Source organism: Rhizobium sp. NFR03 (assembly GCF_900111275.1).
Lineage (GTDB): Bacteria > Pseudomonadota > Alphaproteobacteria > Rhizobiales > Rhizobiaceae > Ferranicluibacter.
In genome coordinates this window covers 316940-337815 of sequence record NZ_FOGR01000004.1, presented here as the reverse complement: position 1 = coordinate 337815, position 20876 = coordinate 316940, and the positions used below count along the sequence as shown (strand labels likewise).

The following is a 20876-nucleotide window of genomic DNA, read 5'->3' as shown; positions in this document are numbered from 1 at the left end:
ATGACAGCCAACGACGCCGATACGCCTACAAAAAACACGCCCACCTCAGCCACCCCGAGCAATACGCTCGAAGACCATCTCGGCTACCAGCTTCGCAGGGCTTCGAGTTATTTGATGGGCGTGCTTGCCCAGAGGCTCGCGCAGATCAATCTGACACCGAGCGAAGGGTCCGTCATCATCCTGATCGCCGGCAATGAGCGCATTATCCAGAGCGAGATCGGCCGGATCCTCGGCATCAAACGGGCCAATATGGCGCCGCTTACGGCATCTCTCGAGAGACGCGGCCTGGTCGAAAGGCAGGCGATCGGCGGAAAAGCCTTCGGGCTCACGGTGACGCCGAGCGGCAGGCAGGCAGCGGAGGATGCCGAGCGCGTGATGCTGGAGCATGACCGCGAATTCTTCGGGGCAATATCCCCCCAGTCGCGCCAGTTGCTGACGGACTTGCTGGGTCAATACTGGAAGAACGCCGAATGAACGGACGCACTGCCGTTGACACGGGTTTGCCTGTCCATCATCGACCGCAGCATCATGCAAATGCGTGTTACCTCCGCTACTGCGTATTGAGATCGCACGACCATTCGGCTCATCAAGGGCTATCGTGAAACAGGCGTCAGACCGTCTTCCGCCTGGATGCACTTTCGACCGTCGTCCAGAATTTTTCGGCCAACTCCGTCATGCGTGACCGGGATCGGATCAGCACGATCTTGACCGGCACGTTCCACTTTTCGTCGCCGGCAACCGTAAGCTTTCCCTCCGGTTCCAGCTCGGAAATGGCCAGGCTGCGTGGTATCCAGGCGACGCCTTTCCCTTCCAGCGCCAGTGCTTTCAAGACCATCGCCAGGTGAGATGTGAACACACGGGCGAGATGCAGTTCGCTCCCGACATGCGGCAGGTTCGCGGCCAGGATTCTGCCCATTCCAGACTTCTCGTCGAACGATATATGCGCGACAGGATCTGATGGCGTGCCGGGCAGCCTGTGGATTGGCGCTCCATGCTTATCTTTTTGCGCCACCGGGAGAAGAACGTCGCTGGCTAGTTCCAGATATTTGAAATCCGTGTCGTGCAGGCGAATTTCGCTGTTTGGATGAAAGTGGCAGAGAAGAAACTGGGCTCGCCCTTCGGCCATCATCTTCTCACACGCGTTCATATTGTCCGAGAGCAGCCGGATCGGGACAGTCGCGACCGATGAGCCCAGACTTTGAACCCAACCGGGGAAGAAGGTGAACGACAAGGCGTGCGTTGCCGCGAATGTCAGGGTGGCGGTTGCGGAGCGTTCCTGACTTAATTCCTGGGTTGCCCTCTCGATCCTCTGGAGAATGTCGTTTGCGGCATCCAGCATGATTTCGCCTGCAGGCGTAATCCTGATGCGGTGCGTCGACCGGTCGACCAGGACCGATCCGCTCCAATCTTCAAGGGCCTTTATCCGGCGACCAAAAGCGGGCTGGGTAATGTTGCGCGCCTCTGCGGCCCTCGAAAAGTTGAGGGTGTCGGCAAGCGCGCGCAAATCCAGAAGCCAGGCAGTATCCATCCTCATCCCCTCACTTACGGCACCAATTGAAGCCGAAACGGCATTGGACCGTCAATCGCTTGTTCGCGACTGTGTTGCATTGAGGAGTGCCGTTGTTGGAGACGACGGCAAATGGAGGAAGAAAATGAAACTAATACCAATCATAGCTGCATTGACGCTATCCGTCACCCCGGTTTTTGCGGCCGATTACCCGGAACGCAATATCTTCATGGTGGTCCCATACGCCGCGGGCGGGCCGACCGATACCATTGCCCGCCTGACCGCCGATGCGATGTCGAAGTCCCTCGGCCAGCAGATACTCGTGGAGAACGTCGCAGGAGCGGGCGGAACGATCGGCGCGCGCCGTGTCGCGGATGCCGACCCGGACGGCTATACGATCCTCGTCCATCACATCGGCATGGCCACGGCTCCAGCCCTTTACAGGCAGCTGCCCTACAAGCCGATGGAGGCCTTCGAGCCCATCGGCCTCGTGAGCGACGCCCCGATGACCGTCGTCGCGCGCAACGATTTTCCGGCCGGGACCTTTCAGGAACTCGTCGCCTACATCAAGCAGAACAGCACCCAGATCACCTATGCTCATGCCGGGATCGGGGCTGCGTCCCACCTCTGCGGAACGCTGTTCATGTCCCTGATGGGCACGCAGATGACCACCGTTCCCTATAAGGGAAATGGCCCGATCATGACCGACCTGCTGGGCGGCCAGATCGACATGACCTGCGACCAGGCGACGAACACCGTCGGCCCGATCACGCAGAAACAGGTCAAGGCCTATGCGATGACGGGAGAAACACGGGCCGCCACGCTGCCTGACGTGCCCACGACGACCGAGGCTGGAATGCCCGAATTCAAGCTCGGTGTCTGGCATGGCCTCTATGCGCCCAAGGGCACCCCGAAGGAGATCACGGACAAGCTGACCTCGGCTCTTCAGGCCGCGATGGACGACGCCGTTCTGAAGGAGCGCTTCGCACAGATCGCTACCCTTCCGGCAACGAAGGAGCAGGCGACGCAGGACGCGCTCCGCTCCAAGCTCGACAGCGAAATCAAGCGCTGGGATCCCATCATCAAGGCGGCCGGTCAGTTCGCAGATTAACGGTGATGGTTCGGCTGGGGGATGACGTCCCCCGGCTGAACGGAGGTCTTCCATGGATATCAAGAATATGGCCGCCTCCGGCACGCTTCTGGCTGTCGGCCTAGGCTTCGGCATATCGTCGGTCTTCACGATGGACGTCGGATCGGCGCTCCGGATGGGCCCTGGTTATTTTCCCCTGATCCTGTCGATCGTCATCACGGTGATCGGGGCCGTGATCGGCGTAAAGGCCCTTCGCGATACCGAGGCCTTCCGCCCGCAGATCGCGCCCTTGCGCGCTCTCGCTGCCCTCATCGTCGCGCCGATCCTGTTCGGCCTGACGGTTCGTGGATTTGGCTTCATTCCGGCAGTGGCACTCACCACTCTGTCTGCCGCATCCGCCGCCAAAGGGCAGAAGCCGCTCATCGTCATGGCGATCACGCTCGGCATCACCGTCTTCTGTCTCGGCGTTTTCTACTACGGCCTCGGGCTTCCCGTCCGTCTCATTGGCCCCTGGTTTGGAGTTTAGGCCATGATGGACCTCATCGGAAATCTGGGGATGGGCCTGAGCGCGGCCCTGACGCCTTACAATATTCTCTTTTGCTTCGTGGGCACGCTGCTCGGAACGCTGGTCGGCGTTCTCCCCGGCATCGGCCCGACCGCGACGATTGCGATGCTTCTGCCGATCACGCTGTCGCTTTCGCCCGAAACATCGCTGATCATGCTTGCCGGCATCTATTACGGCGCACAATACGGTGGCTCCACCACGGCGATCCTGATCAATCTGCCCGGCGAGTCCTCGTCGGCCGTAACGGCTCTGGATGGATACCAGATGGCACGGCAGGGCAGGGCAGGGCCGGCGCTTGCAGCCGCCGCACTCAGTTCCTTCTTTGCCGGCACCATCGCGACCATCGTCGTTGCCGCTCTCGCACCGCCACTGACCTCGATCGCGCTGAAATTCGGCTCGCCGGAATATTTCGGGCTGATGGTGCTCGGCCTTGCCGCCTCCATCGTTCTTGCTCGCGGCTCGGTGCTGAAGACGATCGCCATGGTCTCGATGGGCCTCGTCTTCGGGCTCGTGGGAACAGACATCAACACCGGCGCAATGCGTTTCACACTCGGTCGGCCCGAGCTGGCGGATGGCCTGAATTTCGTCGCCGTTGCCGTGGGGCTGTTCGGCATCGCCGAAATCCTGCGGAACCTGGAAACGACGATGGAGCGAACCGCCGTCGTCAAACGCGTAGCGGGCCTCTGGCCCAGCCGCGCGGATCTGAAGGCCATGATCGGGCCGGCCTTCCGTGGAACGGTGCTCGGCTCCGCACTCGGCGTCCTTCCGGGTGGCGGCGCGATCCTTGCGTCCTTCGCTTCCTACGCGCTGGAGAAGAAAATCTCCAAAACGCCGGAACGCTTCGGCAATGGCGCGATCGAGGGCGTCGCCGGACCGGAGGCCGCCAACAATGCCGGGGCTCAGACATCCTTCATTCCGATGCTGACCCTCGGCGTGCCAGCCAATCCCGTCATGGCGCTGATGATCGGCGCGATGATCATCCAGGGCATCGTGCCGGGCCCGCAGGTGGCAACCGAGCAACCCGTCCTTTTCTGGGGATTGATCGCCTCGATGTGGATCGGCAATCTGCTGCTCGTCATCCTCAATCTGCCATTGATCGGCCTGTGGGTTAAGCTTCTGACCGTTCCCTACACGGTGCTGTTTCCGGCAATCCTCGCCTTCGCGTCGATTGGTGTCTATAGTGTGAACTCCAACACCTTCGATCTCTATGTGATGGCGGCGTTCGGCATCTTCGGCTATGCCTTGTCGAAACTTGATTTCGAGCCTGCGCCCATGCTGCTGGGCTTTGTGCTCGGCCCCCTGCTGGAGGAGCATCTGCGCAGGGCGATGACGATTTCGCACGGCGACATCTCCGTCTTCTTTACCCGGCCCATCAGCGCAGGACTTCTGACGGTTGCCGTCATCGTGCTGATCGTCGCCTTTCTCCCCAACATCGCGAGACGTCGCAACGAGGTCTTCGTCGAGGAAGACTGATTGAATTGGAGCATGACTTTGGAAAACAGAACCAACCGCATCCACAAAATCGCTTCTATTGCCGGAGACGGCATCGGTAAGGAAGTCGTACCGGAAGGGCTGCGGGTTCTCGAAGCGGCATCGAAGAAATTCGGCTTCGAACTCCGGATCGACACATTCGACTTTGCCTCCTGCGACTACTACGTCAAGCACGGGCAGATGATGCCGGATGACTGGAAGGCGCAGATCGGCAGCCATGACGCGATCTTCTTCGGCGCGGTTGGCTGGCCGGATGTCGTGCCCGATCATATCTCGCTCTGGGGCTCACTCATTCAGTTCCGGCGCGAGTTCGACCAGTATGTGAGCCTGCGGCCCGTGCGGCTGATGCCGGGCGTAACCTCGCCGCTCGCCGGCAGAGGACCCGGCGATATCGACTTCTACGTCGTGCGCGAGAACACCGAAGGAGAATATTCCTCGGTCGGCGGGCGCATCTTTCCGGGGACGGAGCGGGAAACGGTCCTGCAGGAAACGGTCATGACGCGCATCGGCGTCGATCGGATCCTCAAGTTCGCCTTCGATCTTGCCCAGACCCGCCCTCGCAAGCGGCTGACGTCAGCAACCAAATCGAACGGTATCTCTATTTCGATGCCCTATTGGGACGAGAGGGTCGAGGAGATGGCGAAAGCCTATCCGGATATCGCCTGGGACAAATATCACATCGACATTCTCTGCGCCCATTTCGTTCTCAACCCGGACCGCTTCGACGTCGTCGTCGCTTCGAACCTGTTCGGTGACATCCTGTCGGACCTCGGGCCTGCCTGCACCGGCACGATCGGCATCGCGCCGTCGGGAAACATCAACCCGGAGCGGAAATTTCCCTCCTTGTTCGAACCCGTTCACGGATCGGCGCCTGACATTGCCGGGCAGGGGATTGCGAACCCGATCGGCCAGATCTGGTCGGCTGCGATGATGCTGGATCATCTCGGAGAACATGAGGCCAGCGCGGCCGTGATGGCAGGAATCGAGACAGTGCTTGCTGATGGCAGGCTTCGAACACGCGACCTGGGCGGCAGCGCCGACACTGTCACGTGCGGGAAGGCTGTTGCGGAGACGCTTCGGTAGGTGCCAACCCGCGCGGGCCATCTGCCTGCGCGGTGCACCTTGAAGCCGGATCGGCATCGCATGCTAGCCGCGATGCAAAGCGGCAGCGGGCATAACCATGAAAAGTAAATCCTTTTTGCCGTGAAGGCGACCCACTTCAACAGGGAAAGTCCGAATATTAGTGCCGAAATGGCATCAATACAAATCATTTAGGCATTGGGGATTTGCGCCGCCTTCCGATAATTTCGACCTCAGCCGGCTGGTCCGGCGCTGCGCTGCGGAGGTCAGCAAAGAATATCCAGGAGGAGGTCGCCATGGCACGAAGGTTGCTAGGTCAGCTATATGTACAGGTTCTCATCGGGATCGCCATCGGCATCGCGGTAGGGCTTGCATTCCCGGACGTGGCCACGAAGCTCCAGCCGCTTGCGGATGGCTTCATCAAACTCATCAAGATGCTTCTGGCGCCCGTTATCTTCGCGACGGTAGTGCTCGGCATCGCCAAGATGGGCGATATCAAGGAGGTCGGCAAGACCGGCGCTCTCGCGCTGCTCTATTTCGAGGTCGTCTCGACCATAGCTCTCGTGCTCGGCCTGATCGTCGTCAATATCATGCAGCCGGGCGTTGGCATGAACATCGACGCCAGCACGCTCGATGCCGGCGCGATCTCCCAATACCAGCAGACCGCGCAGACGCAGGGCGGCTTCGTCGAGTTCGTGATGAACATCATCCCGACCACGATGGTGGACGCTTTCGCCAAGGGCGCGATGCTGCAGGTCATTCTTCTGGCCGTGCTGGTCGGTATCGCCCTCGTGCAGATCGGCGAGCGCGGCAAGCCTGTCGTCGATGTGCTCGATGCGTTTCTCCTGGCCCTGTTCCGCATCGTCGGAATGGTGATGCGGCTTGCGCCCATCGGTGCCGGCGCCGGCGTCGCCTACACCATCGGCAAACACGGCATCGGCACGCTCTGGTCGCTGGGCCACCTGATGCTCGCCGTCTACCTGACCTCGGCGCTGTTCGTCGTCTTCGTTCTCGGCACGGTCGCGCGCTGGTCGGGCTTTCCGCTGCTGCATTTCTTCCGCTACTTCAAGGACGAGATCCTGATCGTCCTTGCCACCTGCTCCTCGGAAGCCGTGCTGCCGCGCATGATGACGAAGCTCGAGCGCCTCGGCTGCAAGAAGTCGGTCGTCGGTCTGGTCCTGCCCACAGGGTACACGTTCAATGCCGACGGGACCTGCATCTACCTGACAATGGCCGCCGTCTTCGTCGCACAGGCCACCAACACGCCGCTCGGCATCGAGGGCCAGTTGCTCATCCTCGGCGTTCTCCTGCTGACGTCGAAGGGCTCGGCCGGCGTTGCGGGCGCTGGCTTCGTGACGCTTGCCGCCACGCTTTCGAGCTTCCACGCCATTCCAATTGCCGGCCTCGTGCTGCTGCTCGGCGTCGATCGCTTCATGAACGAGGCGCGGGCGGTCGTTAATCTCATCGGCAACGGCGTGGCGACCATCGCCATCGCCAAATGGGAAGGCGCGCTCGATCGGGAGACCGTCGAAGCCGTCATCGCCGAACAACGCGGAGAGATCCCTCGCCGTATCACGGCTGTCGCACACGAGGCGACGCACTAGCTTGCCGTTCCAGCCTTGCCTGCCCATTACCGAACACCGTCTTTAACCTGAACCGGAGATTACAATGCGTATCATCGACGTCTGCGAAGTCACAAAGCCCATCGCTTCGCCCATCCGCAACGCCTATATCGACTTCTCGAAGATGACGGCGAGCCTTGTCGCCGTCGTGACGGATGTCGTGAAGGACGGCCGGCGCGTCGTCGGCTACGGCTTCAATTCGAACGGCCGGTATGGTCAGGGCGGCCTGATCCGCGAGCGGTTCAAGGACCGTATTCTCGAAGCAGACCCGGCAGAACTGATCAACGACGCCGGCACAAATCTCGACCCGCACAAGATCTGGGCGAAGATGATGATGAACGAGAAGCCCGGCGGTCACGGCGAGCGCTCGGTCGCCGTCGGCACCATCGACATGGCGATCTGGGATGCCGTCGCCAAGATCGAGGGCAAGCCGCTGTTCCGCCATCTCGCCGACATGAAGGGCCGGGAAGCCAACCCGAAGGTCTTCGTCTACGCCGCCGGCGGCTACTACTATCCCGGCAAGGACAACAGCGCGCTCCGCAAGGAAATGCGCGGCTACCTCGACCGCGGCTACAATGTCGTGAAGATGAAGATCGGCGGCGCTTCTGTCGATGAAGACCGAGGCCGGATCGAGTCCGTACTGGAGGAAATCGGGTCCGAGGCAAAGCTCGCGGTGGACGCGAACGGCCGCTTCGACCTGGAAACTGGTATCGCCTACGCCAAGATGCTGCGCGATTATCCGCTCTTCTGGTACGAGGAAATCGGCGATCCGCTGGACTACGCGCTTCAGGCCGCGATTTCGGAATTCTACGATGGCCCGATGGCCACAGGCGAAAACCTGTTCTCGCACCAGGACGCCCGCAACCTGCTGCGCTACGGCGGCATGCGGCCTGACCGCGACTTCCTGCAGTTCGACTGCGCCCTGTCCTACGGTCTCGTCGAATACCTGCGCACTCTGGATGTCTTGCGCCAGTTCGGCTGGTCGCCGTCGCGCTGCATCCCGCACGGCGGTCACCAGATGTCCCTCAACATCGCTGCCGGCCTCGGGCTCGGCGGGAATGAGAGCTATCCCGATCTGTTCCAGCCCTATGGCGGCTTTCCGGACGGCGTCAAGGTCATCGACGGCCACATCACCATGCCGGAACTGCCGGGTATCGGCTTCGAAGGCAAGTCTGACCTGATCAAGGTCATGCGCGAACTCGCCGAGTAACGGAGACGGCGCGGGGAGGGGACGCCGCTCCCCGCGCTTTCATATCAAGGATAACCTCGCCATGATCGATGACGTGCGCCAAGCCGCTCTTGACTATCATCGTCATCCGGAACCGGGGACACTCGGTATTCAGACGACCAAGCGGATGGAAACGCAGCGCGATCTGGCGCTTGCCTATTCGCCCGGCGTCGCGGCTCCATGCGAGGCCATCGTCGCAGATCCAGCCGCCGCTCGTGATTATACCGCACGCGGCAATCTCGTCGGCGTCATCACCAATGGAACGGCGGTCCTGGGCCTCGGCAACATTGGACCCCTCGCCGCCAAACCGGTCATGGAGGGCAAAGCTGTCCTCTTCAAGAAATTCGCGGGCATCGACTCCTTCGACATCGAGGTGGATACGACGGACGTCGATGCCTTCTGCGATGCGGTCGCCCTGCTGGAACCGACATTCGGCGGCATCAATCTTGAAGATATCAAGGCGCCGGAATGCTTCCTGATCGAAGCCAACCTTCGATCGCGGATGAAGATCCCGGTCTTCCACGACGACCAGCACGGAACCGCCATCGTCTGCGCAGCGGCCGTGACCAATGCGCTGCTGCTACAGGGCAAGCGGATCGAGGACGTCCAGCTCGTCACATCCGGCGCGGGGGCGGCCGCCATCGCCTGCGTGGAACTCTTGACCGCGATGGGAATGAAGCACGAAAACATCACGCTGACCGATATCGACGGCGTCGTGCATGCCGACCGCACGACCCCGATGCTGCCCAACATGCGCCGGTTCGCCCACCGGACCGATGCGCGCAAGCTGGCCGATGTGATCGCCGGTGCCGATATCTTTCTCGGCCTGTCTGCCCCCGGCGTCTTCAAGCCGGAATGGCTGCCGCTGCTAGCCCCCAAACCGCTTATTCTGGCGATGGCCAATCCCAATCCGGAAATCATGCCGCATCTGGTAAAAGACGCGCGCCCCGATGCCATCATCGCCACCGGACGCTCCGACTTCCCCAATCAGGTCAACAATCTTCTGTGCTTTCCCTACATCTTCCGCGGCGCGCTCGATTGTCAGGCAACCGAGATCAATGAAGCGATGAAGATGGCGGCGGTGTCGGCCATCGCAGCGCTGGCTCGCGTCGAACCGGATGAGACCGTCGCAAACGCCTATGGCGGAGAGGCGCTGTTGTTCGGCCCCGAACACATCATTCCCAAGCCCTTCGATCCCCGCCTGATCCTCGAAGTCGCACCCGCCGTCGCCAAGGCAGCGGAGGATACAGGCGTGGCACTCAGTCCGATCGCGGATCTTCCAGCCTATCGCAGTCGGCTGGAACGGCATGCCTTCAACTCCACGCAGCTGATGATGCCCGTCTTCGAGGCGGCACGGCGCGCGCCGAAACGCGTGGCCTACGCTGCGGGGGAGACGGACCCAGTTCTGCGCGCAGCCCAGATCATCGTGGATGAGAAGCTCGCCCGCCCGGTCCTCGTCGGCCGCACGTCCGTGATCGAAGCGGCTATCGGCAGGCTTGGTCTGCGGGTACGGGTAGGCGAGCATATCGAGGTTTTCGATCCAACGGTTGAAACCGAGACCCTCGTCATGCTTCAGGATCGATATGTGGATATCGTCGAGCGCAGGGGCGTCACGCCGTTGGCCGCACGGCGTCGCCTGCGCCAGCAGCCAACCGTCGTCGCCGCCATGCTGCTTCAGGCAGGTCTTGTCGATGGTGCACTCTGCGGAACGCCTGCCGACTGGTCGCAGGAAACGCGGCTGGCGCTGGAGATCATACCCAAGGCTCCCGGCGTCGGGCGCGTGTCGGCTTTGACGGCCCTGATCCACAGCCAGGGCACGCTGTTCTTCGCCGACACCCACCTCAATGTGGAACCGGATGCCGAGCAGATAGCGGAACTGACGATGATGGCAGCCGAGCAGATCCGCCGCTTTGGCCTCACCCCCACCGTCGCGCTAACCTCGCATTCGAATTTCGGGGCGTCGAAATCCCCGAGCGCCCGGAAGATGCGCGATGCCCTCGAGATCCTGAGGAACCGCGCGCCGGATCTCGACATCGATGGCGAAATGCATGCGGATGCCGCGATCAATCCCGCCATTCGTGCAAGGGCGATTTCCAAGAGTACCCTTGATGGCGCGGCCAATCTTCTGGTGATGCCATCCCTCGACGCGGCCAATATCTCCCTGACCTTGCTGACCTCGGTCACGAAGGGCGTGGCGGTCGGTCCTCTGCTCCTTGGCTTGTCGAAACCGCTGCATGTCCTTGTGCCATCGACCACAACCCGGGGCATCGTCAACATGACAGCGCTCGTGGTGACCTACGGGCGCCTGCCTGACGGATCATTCCGATAAGGCATGCTCCAATAGCAGTTCGGCTGCCTCACGGTTCGCCTCGACAATTCCAAGACCGGGAAGGGATTGGGCCATCACAAACGAACCCTGAACAAGCGATAGAATCTGGACGACGGCTCGCTCGGGATTGTCTAAGTCGAGCGGCTTGATGAGCGATGCTACGAATTCATGGAGTTCCGCGAAATACTCCGCAATCGTCGCCTGCACCTCCGGCGTATTTGCCTCGGGTCCGAATTCTGCCAGTCCTCTCGTGATTGAGCACCCGCGGAAAGTGGGTGCCCGCAGCGGTCCATCGATCGCATCGAAAATCGCCAGAACGCGCCCGGTCGATGATAGGCCAGGCTCTTCTGTCGCGGTCGCAAGCATCTGGAACCACATGGCTTTCTGGTGACGCAAGTAGCTCGCGATGAGGGTGGCCTTCGAGGGGAAGTGCTTGTAAAAAGTCATCTTCGCCACGCCGCTCTCGGCGATGATCCGGTCTATCCCGACAGAGTTGATGCTGAGCCGGTAAAACAGGTCCGATGCAGTCTTCAGGATGCGTTCTCGCGGTGCGAGGGCATCGAGCGACTTTCCATCCACATCCGCAAAAACAAGCTCGCTGCGCCTCTGCATTTCCGTCACCTCAGTTCAGCATATGTACATAGACAGACTACTCCGTATATCTTCGGATTTCAAATATATACAGGTCTGTCTATGCGGCTGTGTCGCGGATGTCAGAAAAAGAACTGAAGTTGAGCGACCTAGTCGTTGTTGACGGGCGCAAGCTCGGGTTTTGGATATAATGCCAAGGTCCGAAAAGGGCGATCTAGACGCGGCGAGAGCCGAGCGACGAAGTGGAAACAGATGTCCTGCCTGTCACGGATGCGCGTTCGACGAGATGGCAGGCCAGTTCGATCCGCCGGGCGGGCATGGGGGAGCCTGTAATACTGTCGCGCAGGAGGTCGAGCGCGACGGAGCCGAGTTCGCGCATGGGAATATGCATGGTCGTCAACGGCGGATGGACGAATGCTGCCTGGGGCAGATCGTCTATGCCCATGACGGAGACATCCGCAGGTACCGAGTAGCCTTGTTCCTGAAGGCCTGTCATGGCGCCAACGGCAAGACTGTCCCCGGCCGCGAGAATTGCGGAGAAGTCCAGCCCATTCTCCCTGATGCGCGCCGCGATAGCTTGGGCTGCGAGATTGGGGAGCCAGTCGTCCACGAGCACCACGAGATCATCCGGACAGGCAAGGTTTCTGTGAAGGAACGCATCACGCCAACCTTCGCGACGGCGCTCGATCGTATGGCGGCCGGGCCGCATCAGGAAGAGAATGCGTTCGTGACCGAGACCAATCAGGTGCTCGGCGGCAAGTCGCGCTGCGGAGCGATTGCACGGCGTTACGCTTGACAGGCGCATCAGCGGATCGTCCCCGTTGATCATCACGACAGGCTTGGCAAATGCGCGGGTGGCGGCAAGCATGGCTTCGTCATCGACGGTGAGGAAGAGAAGGCCCAGCACATCCGGATCGGCTGCGGCCTCGTCCAGCATCGTTCTTTCCTCGGCCTGGCCGGCTACCGACCGCGTGACGATTTCCAGACCAAGTGCCTGTGCCCGGTCGCGCAGTCCTTCCAGAACGTACAGCGTGAACTGGTTGCGGACATAGTCGATCATCGCCGCACTCGATGCCGCGAGAATGACCTTCTTGCCAGCAATCGGTGTCGGGACCACGTAATTCGCCGTTCTCGCCGCCTCCAGAATGCGCTCGCGGATGTCGGCGCGCACGCCCTTTTCGCCGGATAGCGCGCGCGAAACAGTGCTGAGCGAGACGCCTACCTTTTCGGCGATATCCTCAAGCCGCACACGGCGGCTTCTGGTTCCGCGTTTACCGGGCAGGGGCGATATAGCCATGAGCGCGTTCTCCTTGAGACCGCATACTGCAAAAAATTTTCAGATTGCGCAAACTTTGCGAGAGTGATTTCATCAGCTCACCGCTCGGGAGAAGCGGAACGGCCGGTCGGTTCCAAACCGTCCGGGGGAGAGGAGACAACACCATGCTGCTATCCGCAGGAGAGATCCGTGCGAAGCTCGACCTGATCGTTGCGGGCATGACCGGCCTGCGCCACGACGGTCGCTTCGATGAGCCGAACCTGGATGGCACGGCTGGCGATTACATCTCGTTCGACAGCTGGGAATGGCCGCAGGGCGTCGGGCTTTACGGTCTCGTCCGTCTCTGGCAGTTCACGGGCCGCGACGATCTCAAGCTTCTCATCGAAGGATGGTATGAAAAGCGGCTCGCTGCCGGTCTGCCCCTTCTCAACGTCAACACCACGGCGCCCATGTTGGGGCTTTCCGTGCTCTGGAACGAGACTCGCGATCCGCGCTGGGAAAAGCCGCTGGACGAATGGGCAAGCCGCGTGATTGCCGAAATGGGCCGGACGTCCGAAGGCGCCTTCGAGCATCACGTTTCCGATAAGGTCAACGACAACGAACTCTGGGACGACACGCTCTACATGGTCGCCTTGTTCCTTGCCTCCTACGGACAGGCAAGCGGCCGCAAGGAGCTGACCGATGAGGCGGCCCTTCAATTTCTCGTCCACACCCGCTACCTCGCCGACACCAAAACCGGGCTCTGGTTCCATGGATGGACGTTCGACGGACGGCATAACTTCGCGGAGGCACGCTGGGCGCGGGGCAATGCCTGGATCACGGCCGGCATGCTGGACCTTTTCGATCTCGCCGAGATGCCGCAGCCGGTGAAGACGTATCTGCTCGGTGTGCTCGTTGCGCAGGTGAATGCCCTCCTGCCGTTGCAGGCGCGGTCGGGCGCCTGGCGGACGCTGCTCGACGATGAAGGCTCCTATGAGGAGATCTCCGCCACGGCCGGCATCGGCTACGGCCTTCTCAAGGGCTACCGACTGGGACTGGGTACGCCGGGCTGGAAGGAGGCCGGCCTGCGGGCGGTGCAGGCGGTCCTCGACAATATCGACGAGAGCGGCACCGTGCTCAACGTGTCCTACGGAACCCGCATGGGCCACGACCTTCAATTTTACCGGGATATTCCCATCCAGCCGACGGGATACGGGCAGGCGCTCGCCATTCTCTGCCTGTCCGAGGCACTGCGGCACGTCGAAACCGGAGACCAGACGTCATGACGATGAACATTCTCTACGGAGCCGGTCCAACCGATACGAAGAGCTACGATACCGCGCGGCTGCGGGCGGAGTTCCTGATGGAAGACCTGTTCCAGCCGGGCAAGATGCAGTTGACCTACACGCATGTCGATCGCCTGATCGTCGGCGGCGCGGTTCCCACCGGTGAACCGATCGCCTTCGGCGCCGGCGAGGAGATCGGCACGCCGTTTCTCCTGTCGGCGCGGGAAATGGGCGTTGCCAATCTCGGCGGCTCCGGCACGATCTCCGTCGACGGCGAGAGCTTCGCGCTCGATAATCGCGACGTGCTCTATATCGGGCGCGGCGCGCGCGAGATCGTCGTCGCAAGTCGCGATCCGAATGCTCCGGCCCGCTTCTATATGAATTCGGTTCCGGCGGGTGCGGATCTGCCGCACCGGCTGATCAGGGCCGCGGACTCCAAGCTGCTTTCGCTTGGCGATGCAAAGCGCTCCAATGTGCGGCAGCTCAGGATGTATATCCATCCGGAAGTATCGCCATCCTGCCTGCTGCTCATGGGCATAACGGATCTTGCCGAAGGCAGCGTCTGGAACACCATGCCGCCGCATCTCCACGAGCGGCGGATGGAGGCTTACTGCTATTTCGACCTTGCACCTGAAGACCGCGTCATTCACCTGATGGGCCGCCCGGAAGAAACACGCCATCTCGTGGTGGCCGATCTTCAGGCGCTCATCTCGCCCGCCTGGTCCATTCATATGGGCGCGGGGACGGGTCCCTATGCCTTCGTCTGGGGCATGACCGGTGAAAATCAGGAATATAACGACGTCTCCCCCGTAGCACTGGCGGATCTGAAATGAGCACGCAAACCCACTGGATTGAAAAGCCTCTTCAGCCGGGTGCCGCCATTTGCTACTGGCAGGTCGGCAGGACGGAAGAGGCGCGTTTCGACGTTCCCGACATGCCCATGAAGGGCGAGATGGATCCGTTCTTCTTCCTGACGAAGGTCAAGAACTTCATTCCGCATGAATATCCCTGCCGCACCATCTTCGCTGACACCTATCGCGGTAAGCGCCCAGACGTGCGCGGTACGTTCGACGGCACGCGCTGGTGGCTGCCTTTCGGCTCGCCGCGCCTCGATCTCTCCGGCTTCTGGTTTCGGCCCACCCGGCTTGCCACATGGGCCAGAACGACCATCGACGCAGACGTCGCGGGCATGGCGAGCATTCGGCTGGGCACCTGCGGCGGCGCCGTTCTCTGGCTGAACGGCGAGGAAATCGGCTGGATGGCGCCCTACAGCCGCAATCTGGAGGTCAAACAGGATTTCGCCTTGCCGCTGGTCGAGGGCCGTAACGAGATCACGCTGTTCTTCGACGATCTGGCCGAGCGCGACGCCCGCTATTTCTATCAGATGGATTATCTCTCCGGTCCGGCGGCCCGTGTCTGCGTTCCTGTTCCGGTGCCGGGCGTGGTTGCCGAAAGCCTGGAGGCCGCTCTCGACGGCATGCATCTCGACCGCCCGCACTATTTCGGCGGCGACATCACCTTGTGTCTGGCAGAACCGCTCGCGCTGGATGTCGATGTGAACGTCGCCATCGAGGGCGATTTCATGTCGCGCGAACGCTTCGACTTCGATTTCAAGCTGAAGGCCGGCGAAACCACGCTGCTGATCGGCCAGGCGGAAAGCGCGCCCGCCGATTTCCGGCACTTCCGCATCACGCTCGACGCCGGCGGCTTCGTGGCGGCGCGTTCGCTCGGCGTCGAAATCTGCCACGCCGAACGGCAGGGCGACGCACCGGCTGCTCTGAAAGACCGCATCACGGAAACACTCGACGCGATTTCGCAGGACTCCGAACGCGACACCGTGCGCGCTTTTGCCCGTCTTGCCAGCGGTCGGGGCGGGGCGGAGACTGACGCCATGATCGCCGAGATCCTGCCCTCGATCGAGGATTGCCACGACTGCGCCGATTTCTCGCTCGTGCCGCTGATCTGGTCGCGAACCGTCTGGGGCGCCGATATCGAGGCGGGCCTTCGCGACCGTATCGACGCCGCGATCCTCAACTACCGCTTCTGGATGGACGAGCCGGGCAATGACGTGCAGTGGTACTTCTCCGAGAACCACGCTCTGCTTTTTCACACCTGTGCCTATCTGGGTGGCGCGCTGTTGCCGGACGCGACTTTTACACGCTCCGGCCGCAAAGGCGCGGAACAGAGCGCCGTCGGCGCTGCCCGTGTCCGCACATGGCTCGATCATTTTGAACACTGGGAAATGGCTGAGTTCAATTCGGCGCCGTATTTCCCGATCGATCTCAAGGGGCTGACGGCGCTGGCCGCGCTTTCACCGCACGAGGATATCGCAAACCGCGCCAAGGCCGGCATCGTGCGCCTCTGCGAGATCATCGCCCGCTCCGCCCATCACGGCATGGTCACCGCGGCTCAGGGGCGATCCTACGAGCACACGCTGTGCGCCGGACGCTCGCTGGAGCTTTCGGGCGTTGCCCGTCTCCTCTGGGGCCGCGGCTGGTATGGGCGACGGGTGCATGCTCTGCCGCAACTCGCCGTCTGCCTGCGCGACCACGGGCTGGTCATACCGCCAGAACTGGCCGACATCGCAAACCATCGGCGTGAGGAACATCAGGAGTGGCGCTTTGCGCAAGGCGAGAACGCCTTCGCCGCGCTCTACCACTACAAGAGCGCCGATTTCGCCATGGGTTCCGCAGCGCATTACCGCTGGAACGAATGGGGCTATCAGGAGACGATCCTGCATCTGCGCATCGGAGAGACGCCCGAGGCCGCGATCTGGATCAATCATCCCGGTGAAACGATCCAGTTCGGCTACGGTCGCCCGTCCTACTGGGGCGGCTGCGGAACGATTGCCCGCACCCAGCAGTATCGCGGTCTCGCCATTCTGGAGTTCACGGTCAATGAGGAGCAACCGGGCTTCACGCACGCCTGGTTCCCCGTCGCAGAGTTCGACGAATCCACCGTTTCCGGCCACATCGCTCTGGCGCGATCCGGCTCCGGCGCGGTGATGCTGAAGGCGGCCTCGCCCCTCGTTCCCGTGACCGAGGGTCCCTCGGCCGGGCTTGAGCTTCGCCAGTACGGTACGAAAACGCGATGGATCGTGCGCGTCAGCAGTGCCGCAGATCTCAGGACCGTGGAGACGAGATTTGCAGCGCTCGAAGCCAGCGAAGAGGGTGACGGCACCATTGTGATCGAAGATCCCGATTACGGCACCGTGCATTTTCATGCAGACGGCAGCGTCGAAGCGGAAGGCCGCCGCCTTGCCCGATCGGACTATACCGTCAAGGGGGAGGCGACGATGCTTTCATCCGAAACCGCATCCTAGACGGCGTCATCACAGACGGGTGGAGGCCCGTCTTCACAAGGAGGAGGATATGCGCATGACACTGAGATCGCTTCTGGCGGGCGCCACGCTCGCCCTTTTAACCTCGACCGCCGCTCACGCCGGCGACGTGCGGATCATGTGGTATTCGGACGGGATCGAAGGCGAGGTTCTCGCCGATCTGATCAGCCGTTTCAAGGCCGACAACCCCGACATCAACGTGATCATCGACAACGTTGCCTATGGTGTCGTCAAGGAGCAGTTGCCCATTCAACTCGAAGCCGGCAACGGGCCTGACATCGCCCGCGTGACCGCGCTGAAGGACCTCAGTCGCCACTGGCTGGACCTGCGCCCTCTCGTTGCCGACGCGGCTTACTGGGACACGAACTTCGGCGCGCAGGCGGACTGGATGCGCCCCGACGGCTCGAACCAGATCTCCGGCTTCATGACGCAGATTACGCTGACGGGCGGTTTCGCCAACAAGACCTTGTTCGAGCAGGCGGGTGTCGATCTTCCGGGTAAGGACGCCACCTGGGACGACTGGGCTGCGGCGTCACGGAAAGTCGCCGAAAGCCAGAAGATTCCCTTCGCCATGGCGCTCGACCGCTCCGGCCACCGCATCTCCGCGCCGAACATTGCCTATGGCGCAAACTATATCGGCGAGGATGGCAAGCCAGCGCCGCTCGACAAGGGCGCCAAGGACTTCATCGGCAAGTTCGTCGGATGGGCGGAGGACGGCACCATCAGCAAGGATGTCTGGGTCTCTGCTGCCGGTCAGACCTATCGCGCCGCGGCGGACGACTTCATCAACGCCCAGCTTGCCTTCTATTATTCCGGATCCTGGCAGGTCCCGAACTTCTCGACCAAGATCGGTAACGGCTTCGACTGGGTTGCGACGGGAAGCCCTTGCGGCCCGGCCTCCTGCACCGGCATGCCGGGCGGCGCAGGGCTGGTGGCGATCAAGTACACCAAGAACCCGAAAGACGTCGCCAAGGTGATGGACTACCTCGCGAGCGAAGCGGTCGTGAAGGAGTTCTCCGAGCGCACGCTGTTCATTCCCGCCCACAAAGGCGTGATCGACAAGGGCGATCTGGCCTTCAAGACGCAGGATCCTCAGGTCAAGGCGGCCCTCGACATCTTCGTGAACGCGACCAAGACGACGTCCGAACAAGCCTTGAAGATGCCGGGGTGGCGCTGGTCCGATACGGTCTATGGCGCGCTGGTTGCCCGTATCGGTCAGGCGATTGCCGGCGAATTGCCGGTCGATGATGCGTTCGCCCGGATCGACGCCGACGTGGCGTCCAAGGTCAAGGACTCCGCGCTCTGACGCTCGTCATCGAGAAACGGGAAGGGCCGGGGCAGCATGCTCGGGCTCTCCGGCACAAAAGGGCGCACAGGAGAGACCCGTGACCGTATCCAACGCCGACAAGCCAACCCTGCCGGAGCGTCTTGGCACCATCGTCAAGACACCTGTCGGCGTTGTGATGGGGCTGATCGATGCACCCATGCGCGCCTTGCAGAGACTGACCGGCCTCAGCGGCATGGCGCTGTTTTTCCTTGCGCCGAACATGCTGATCTTCGGGATCTTCGTTCTCCTGCCGCTCGGCATCAACGTCGTCTATTCCGTGACGGGCGGATCCGCACTTTTCCTACCGGAGCGCACCTATGTCGGCGGCGATCAGTATGCGCGCCTGTTCGACTGCGGCAACTATCTCGATGCCCTGACCTGCCAGGAAGACGCTTTCTGGACTGCCGTCGGTAACACCTTCTGGTTCGTGGTGTTGCAGGTCACGTTCATGATTCTCGCAGCGCTCGTCACTGCGCTGATCCTCAACCGTAATCTTGCCGCCCGGTCCTTCTGGCGGGCGGTTTTCTTCTTCCCGGTGCTGTTGTCGCCCGTGGTCGTCGGCCTCATCTGGCGCTGGATCCTGCAGCGGCAGGGTTTGCTGAACTTCATTCTCTACCCCTTCGGCATGGAGCCCTACAACTGGCTGACGGATCGCGACTGGTCGTTCATGGCTGCGGTCGGCGTTTCGCTCTGGGCGCATATGGGCTTCTACACCTTGATCCTGCTGGCAGGCCTTCAGGCCATCCCGAAGGATCTTTACGAGGCGGCGGCCATGGACGGCACCCGGCCGGGGCGGGTCTTCTGGCGCATCACGCTGCCGCTGCTGGCGCCCAACCTCATCGTCGTCATCGTCCTCGCGCTCATCCGTGCGGTGCAGGTTTTCGACGAGGTCTACATTCTCACGGGCGGCGGGCCGGGAACGAGCACGCTGTTCTTGACCCAGTACATCTACGAAACCGGCTTCGTTTCGCAGCCGAGAAATCCAGGCCTTGCCGCCGCTGCTTCCATCCTGATGGGGCTCGTGCTGGTGGTGCTGACGCTGTTACAGCTCGGGCTCGGCAAGCGTGGCGAGAACAAGGGGAAACGCAGATGAGCCGCGCCGCAAGCTTCATTTTTCGCCGCAGGGGTAGCCAGAAGCATGGCCGGGGGTGGCACTGGACCGATATCGTCACATGGCTGTGGCTGATCGGCGGGCTGATCGTGATGTTCGGCCCCGCTCTCTGGCTGATCTTTTCGTCCTTCAAGACCCCGGCAGCACTTGCCGAGTTCCCACCCTCCATTCTTCCCTACGCCAGCCAGCAGGTCACGGTCGCCGGCCATGAACAGCCGCTGACGCTTTACGACGCGAAAATGCCGGACGGCACCACGAAACGCATGGCCGAGATCCGCCGGATCGGGCTTTTCAGCCAGATGATCGATCCCGCGGACCCCGGCGCGCCGCCCGTCCGCATCAATATCGACGACCGCCAGCCGGTGCGTAAACTGTCCTTCGCCACCGAAAACTACACCGAGCCGTTCGTCCACTTCGACTTCTTCCGCTACCTGTGGAATTCCGTCTTCGTCACGGTCATGGCGACCGTCATAACGCTGGTCGTCAATTCCATGGCGGCTTTCGCGCTCTCGAAATACGAGTTTCGGGGCCGCAGCTTCGCCATGCTCATCATTCTCGCGACGCTGATGGTGCCGCTGTCCGTCATCATGGTACCGCTCTACTCGATCATCTCGTCGCTCGGGCTGTTCAACAATCTCTGGGGTGTGATCTTGCCGACCGTGGCGACGCCCACGGGCGTCTTCATCCTGCGGCAATACATGCTGACCATTCCGGACGAGCTTCTGGATGCGGCGCGCATGGACAAGGCCTCGGAATGGCAGATCTACTGGCGCATCGTCCTGCCGCTCACGGCGCCGGCGCTTGCGGTTCTCGCCATCTTTTCGGTCGTCTGGCGCTGGAACGACTTTCTCTGGCCGCTGATCGTCCTGTCACGCAAGGAGCTTTATACGCTTCAGGTCGGCCTCAGCATCTATTCCGGCGAGCTGAACGTGCAGTGGCACTTTATCCTCGCCATGACGGTGGTCACCATGATCCCGGTCGTGCTCGTCTTCATCTTCCTGCAGCGCTTCATCACCACCGGCATAGCCGGCACCGGGCTCAAGTAAGGAAACGC

At 61.7% G+C, this 20876-nt stretch carries 17 protein-coding genes; 14 read left to right on the top strand and 3 right to left on the bottom strand.

The annotated features are described in order from the left end of the window. Positions 1–474 carry a MarR family winged helix-turn-helix transcriptional regulator gene (locus tag BSG19_RS14730; protein WP_092988775.1) on the top strand — a complete coding sequence of 158 codons (474 nt, stop codon included), beginning with the start codon at positions 1–3 and terminating at the stop codon, positions 472–474. Between the two features lie 136 nt (positions 475–610). Here BSG19_RS14730 and BSG19_RS14725 read toward each other — a convergent pair whose 3' ends face one another. After that, on the bottom strand, positions 611–1528 hold the full coding sequence (locus BSG19_RS14725) for a LysR substrate-binding domain-containing protein (protein WP_092989087.1): 918 nt from the start codon (positions 1526–1528) through the stop codon (positions 611–613). Between the two features lie 124 nt (positions 1529–1652). Here BSG19_RS14725 and BSG19_RS14720 point away from each other — a divergent pair, with 124 nt between their 5' ends. The 7 genes from BSG19_RS14720 to BSG19_RS14690 all read left to right on the top strand — a co-directional run bounded on the left by BSG19_RS14720 (position 1653) and on the right by BSG19_RS14690 (position 10912). Continuing rightward, on the top strand, positions 1653–2618 hold the full coding sequence (locus BSG19_RS14720) for a tripartite tricarboxylate transporter substrate-binding protein (protein ID WP_092988774.1): 966 nt from the start codon (positions 1653–1655) through the stop codon (positions 2616–2618). Between the two features lie 52 nt (positions 2619–2670). Further along, complete coding sequence (locus BSG19_RS14715) at positions 2671–3123, top strand: tripartite tricarboxylate transporter TctB family protein (RefSeq protein WP_092988773.1); 453 nt, start codon at positions 2671–2673, stop codon at positions 3121–3123. A 6-nt stretch (positions 3124–3129) separates the two neighbouring features. Next, complete coding sequence (locus BSG19_RS14710; protein WP_092989086.1) at positions 3130–4635, top strand: tripartite tricarboxylate transporter permease; 1506 nt, start codon at positions 3130–3132, stop codon at positions 4633–4635. An 18-nt stretch (positions 4636–4653) separates the two neighbouring features. Then, positions 4654–5736: a tartrate dehydrogenase gene (locus BSG19_RS14705; protein ID WP_244529258.1), complete on the top strand. Its 1083-nt coding sequence runs from the start codon at positions 4654–4656 to the stop codon at positions 5734–5736. A gap of 293 nt (positions 5737–6029) precedes the next feature. Beyond that, positions 6030–7337, top strand: a complete 1308-nt coding sequence (dctA, locus tag BSG19_RS14700; RefSeq protein ID WP_092988771.1) for a C4-dicarboxylate transporter DctA — start codon at positions 6030–6032, stop codon at positions 7335–7337. A gap of 64 nt (positions 7338–7401) precedes the next feature. After that, the gene (locus BSG19_RS14695) at positions 7402–8565 is read left to right on the top strand and encodes a mandelate racemase/muconate lactonizing enzyme family protein (protein ID WP_092988770.1); all 1164 of its coding nucleotides are present in this window, start codon (positions 7402–7404) and stop codon (positions 8563–8565) included. A 61-nt stretch (positions 8566–8626) separates the two neighbouring features. Further along, positions 8627–10912, top strand: coding sequence for an NADP-dependent malic enzyme (locus tag BSG19_RS14690; RefSeq protein WP_092988769.1), 2286 nt, complete (start codon positions 8627–8629; stop codon positions 10910–10912). Here BSG19_RS14690 and BSG19_RS14685 read toward each other — a convergent pair. Beyond that, a complete protein-coding gene (locus tag BSG19_RS14685; protein WP_092988768.1) occupies positions 10901–11524 on the bottom strand; it encodes a TetR/AcrR family transcriptional regulator in 624 nt (207 codons plus the stop codon). The genes BSG19_RS14690 and BSG19_RS14685 overlap by 12 nt on opposite strands. A 193-nt stretch (positions 11525–11717) precedes the next feature. Continuing rightward, complete coding sequence (locus tag BSG19_RS14680) at positions 11718–12800, bottom strand: LacI family DNA-binding transcriptional regulator (protein WP_092988767.1); 1083 nt, start codon at positions 12798–12800, stop codon at positions 11718–11720. Positions 12801–12943: 143 nt separating this feature from the next. Here BSG19_RS14680 and BSG19_RS14675 point away from each other — a divergent pair, with 143 nt between their 5' ends. The 6 genes from BSG19_RS14675 to BSG19_RS14650 all read left to right on the top strand — a co-directional run bounded on the left by BSG19_RS14675 (position 12944) and on the right by BSG19_RS14650 (position 20868). Then, a complete protein-coding gene (locus tag BSG19_RS14675; RefSeq protein ID WP_092988766.1) occupies positions 12944–14044 on the top strand; it encodes a beta-galactosidase BglB in 1101 nt (366 codons plus the stop codon). Next, positions 14041–14877 (top strand): 5-dehydro-4-deoxy-D-glucuronate isomerase, encoded by an 837-nt coding sequence (gene kduI, locus BSG19_RS14670; protein ID WP_092988765.1) that lies wholly within the window; start codon positions 14041–14043, stop codon positions 14875–14877. Before BSG19_RS14675 ends, kduI begins: the two co-directional genes overlap by 4 nt. Next, positions 14874–17366 (top strand): hypothetical protein, encoded by a 2493-nt coding sequence (locus BSG19_RS14665; RefSeq protein WP_092988764.1) that lies wholly within the window; start codon positions 14874–14876, stop codon positions 17364–17366. Before kduI ends, BSG19_RS14665 begins: the two co-directional genes overlap by 4 nt. A gap of 55 nt (positions 17367–17421) precedes the next feature. Continuing rightward, positions 17422–18690, top strand: coding sequence for an ABC transporter substrate-binding protein (locus tag BSG19_RS14660; protein ID WP_092989085.1), 1269 nt, complete (start codon positions 17422–17424; stop codon positions 18688–18690). Between the two features lie 157 nt (positions 18691–18847). Beyond that, positions 18848–19804 (top strand): carbohydrate ABC transporter permease, encoded by a 957-nt coding sequence (locus BSG19_RS14655; protein ID WP_092989084.1) that lies wholly within the window; start codon positions 18848–18850, stop codon positions 19802–19804. Further along, the gene (locus BSG19_RS14650) at positions 19801–20868 is read left to right on the top strand and encodes a carbohydrate ABC transporter permease (protein WP_092988763.1); all 1068 of its coding nucleotides are present in this window, start codon (positions 19801–19803) and stop codon (positions 20866–20868) included. The genes BSG19_RS14655 and BSG19_RS14650 overlap by 4 nt, the downstream gene beginning before the upstream one ends. Positions 20869–20876 lie beyond the last annotated feature (8 nt).

What these genes read in the sequence shown, in the direction of transcription:
- BSG19_RS14730 (WP_092988775.1), top strand. Translation starts at nt 1, where the DNA reads ATGACAGCCAACGACGCCGATACGCCTACAAAAAACACGCCCACCTCA.
- BSG19_RS14725 (WP_092989087.1), bottom strand. Translation starts at nt 1,528, where the DNA reads ATGGATACTGCCTGGCTTCTGGATTTGCGCGCGCTTGCCGACACCCTC.
- BSG19_RS14720 (WP_092988774.1), top strand. Translation starts at nt 1,653, where the DNA reads ATGAAACTAATACCAATCATAGCTGCATTGACGCTATCCGTCACCCCG.
- BSG19_RS14715 (WP_092988773.1), top strand. Translation starts at nt 2,671, where the DNA reads ATGGATATCAAGAATATGGCCGCCTCCGGCACGCTTCTGGCTGTCGGC.
- BSG19_RS14710 (WP_092989086.1), top strand. Translation starts at nt 3,130, where the DNA reads ATGGACCTCATCGGAAATCTGGGGATGGGCCTGAGCGCGGCCCTGACG.
- dctA (WP_092988771.1), top strand. Translation starts at nt 6,030, where the DNA reads ATGGCACGAAGGTTGCTAGGTCAGCTATATGTACAGGTTCTCATCGGG.
- BSG19_RS14695 (WP_092988770.1), top strand. Translation starts at nt 7,402, where the DNA reads ATGCGTATCATCGACGTCTGCGAAGTCACAAAGCCCATCGCTTCGCCC.
- BSG19_RS14690 (WP_092988769.1), top strand. Translation starts at nt 8,627, where the DNA reads ATGATCGATGACGTGCGCCAAGCCGCTCTTGACTATCATCGTCATCCG.
- BSG19_RS14685 (WP_092988768.1), bottom strand. Translation starts at nt 11,524, where the DNA reads ATGCAGAGGCGCAGCGAGCTTGTTTTTGCGGATGTGGATGGAAAGTCG.
- BSG19_RS14680 (WP_092988767.1), bottom strand. Translation starts at nt 12,800, where the DNA reads ATGGCTATATCGCCCCTGCCCGGTAAACGCGGAACCAGAAGCCGCCGT.
- BSG19_RS14675 (WP_092988766.1), top strand. Translation starts at nt 12,944, where the DNA reads ATGCTGCTATCCGCAGGAGAGATCCGTGCGAAGCTCGACCTGATCGTT.
- kduI (WP_092988765.1), top strand. Translation starts at nt 14,041, where the DNA reads ATGACGATGAACATTCTCTACGGAGCCGGTCCAACCGATACGAAGAGC.
- BSG19_RS14665 (WP_092988764.1), top strand. Translation starts at nt 14,874, where the DNA reads ATGAGCACGCAAACCCACTGGATTGAAAAGCCTCTTCAGCCGGGTGCC.
- BSG19_RS14660 (WP_092989085.1), top strand. Translation starts at nt 17,422, where the DNA reads ATGACACTGAGATCGCTTCTGGCGGGCGCCACGCTCGCCCTTTTAACC.
- BSG19_RS14655 (WP_092989084.1), top strand. Translation starts at nt 18,848, where the DNA reads ATGGGGCTGATCGATGCACCCATGCGCGCCTTGCAGAGACTGACCGGC.
- BSG19_RS14650 (WP_092988763.1), top strand. Translation starts at nt 19,801, where the DNA reads ATGAGCCGCGCCGCAAGCTTCATTTTTCGCCGCAGGGGTAGCCAGAAG.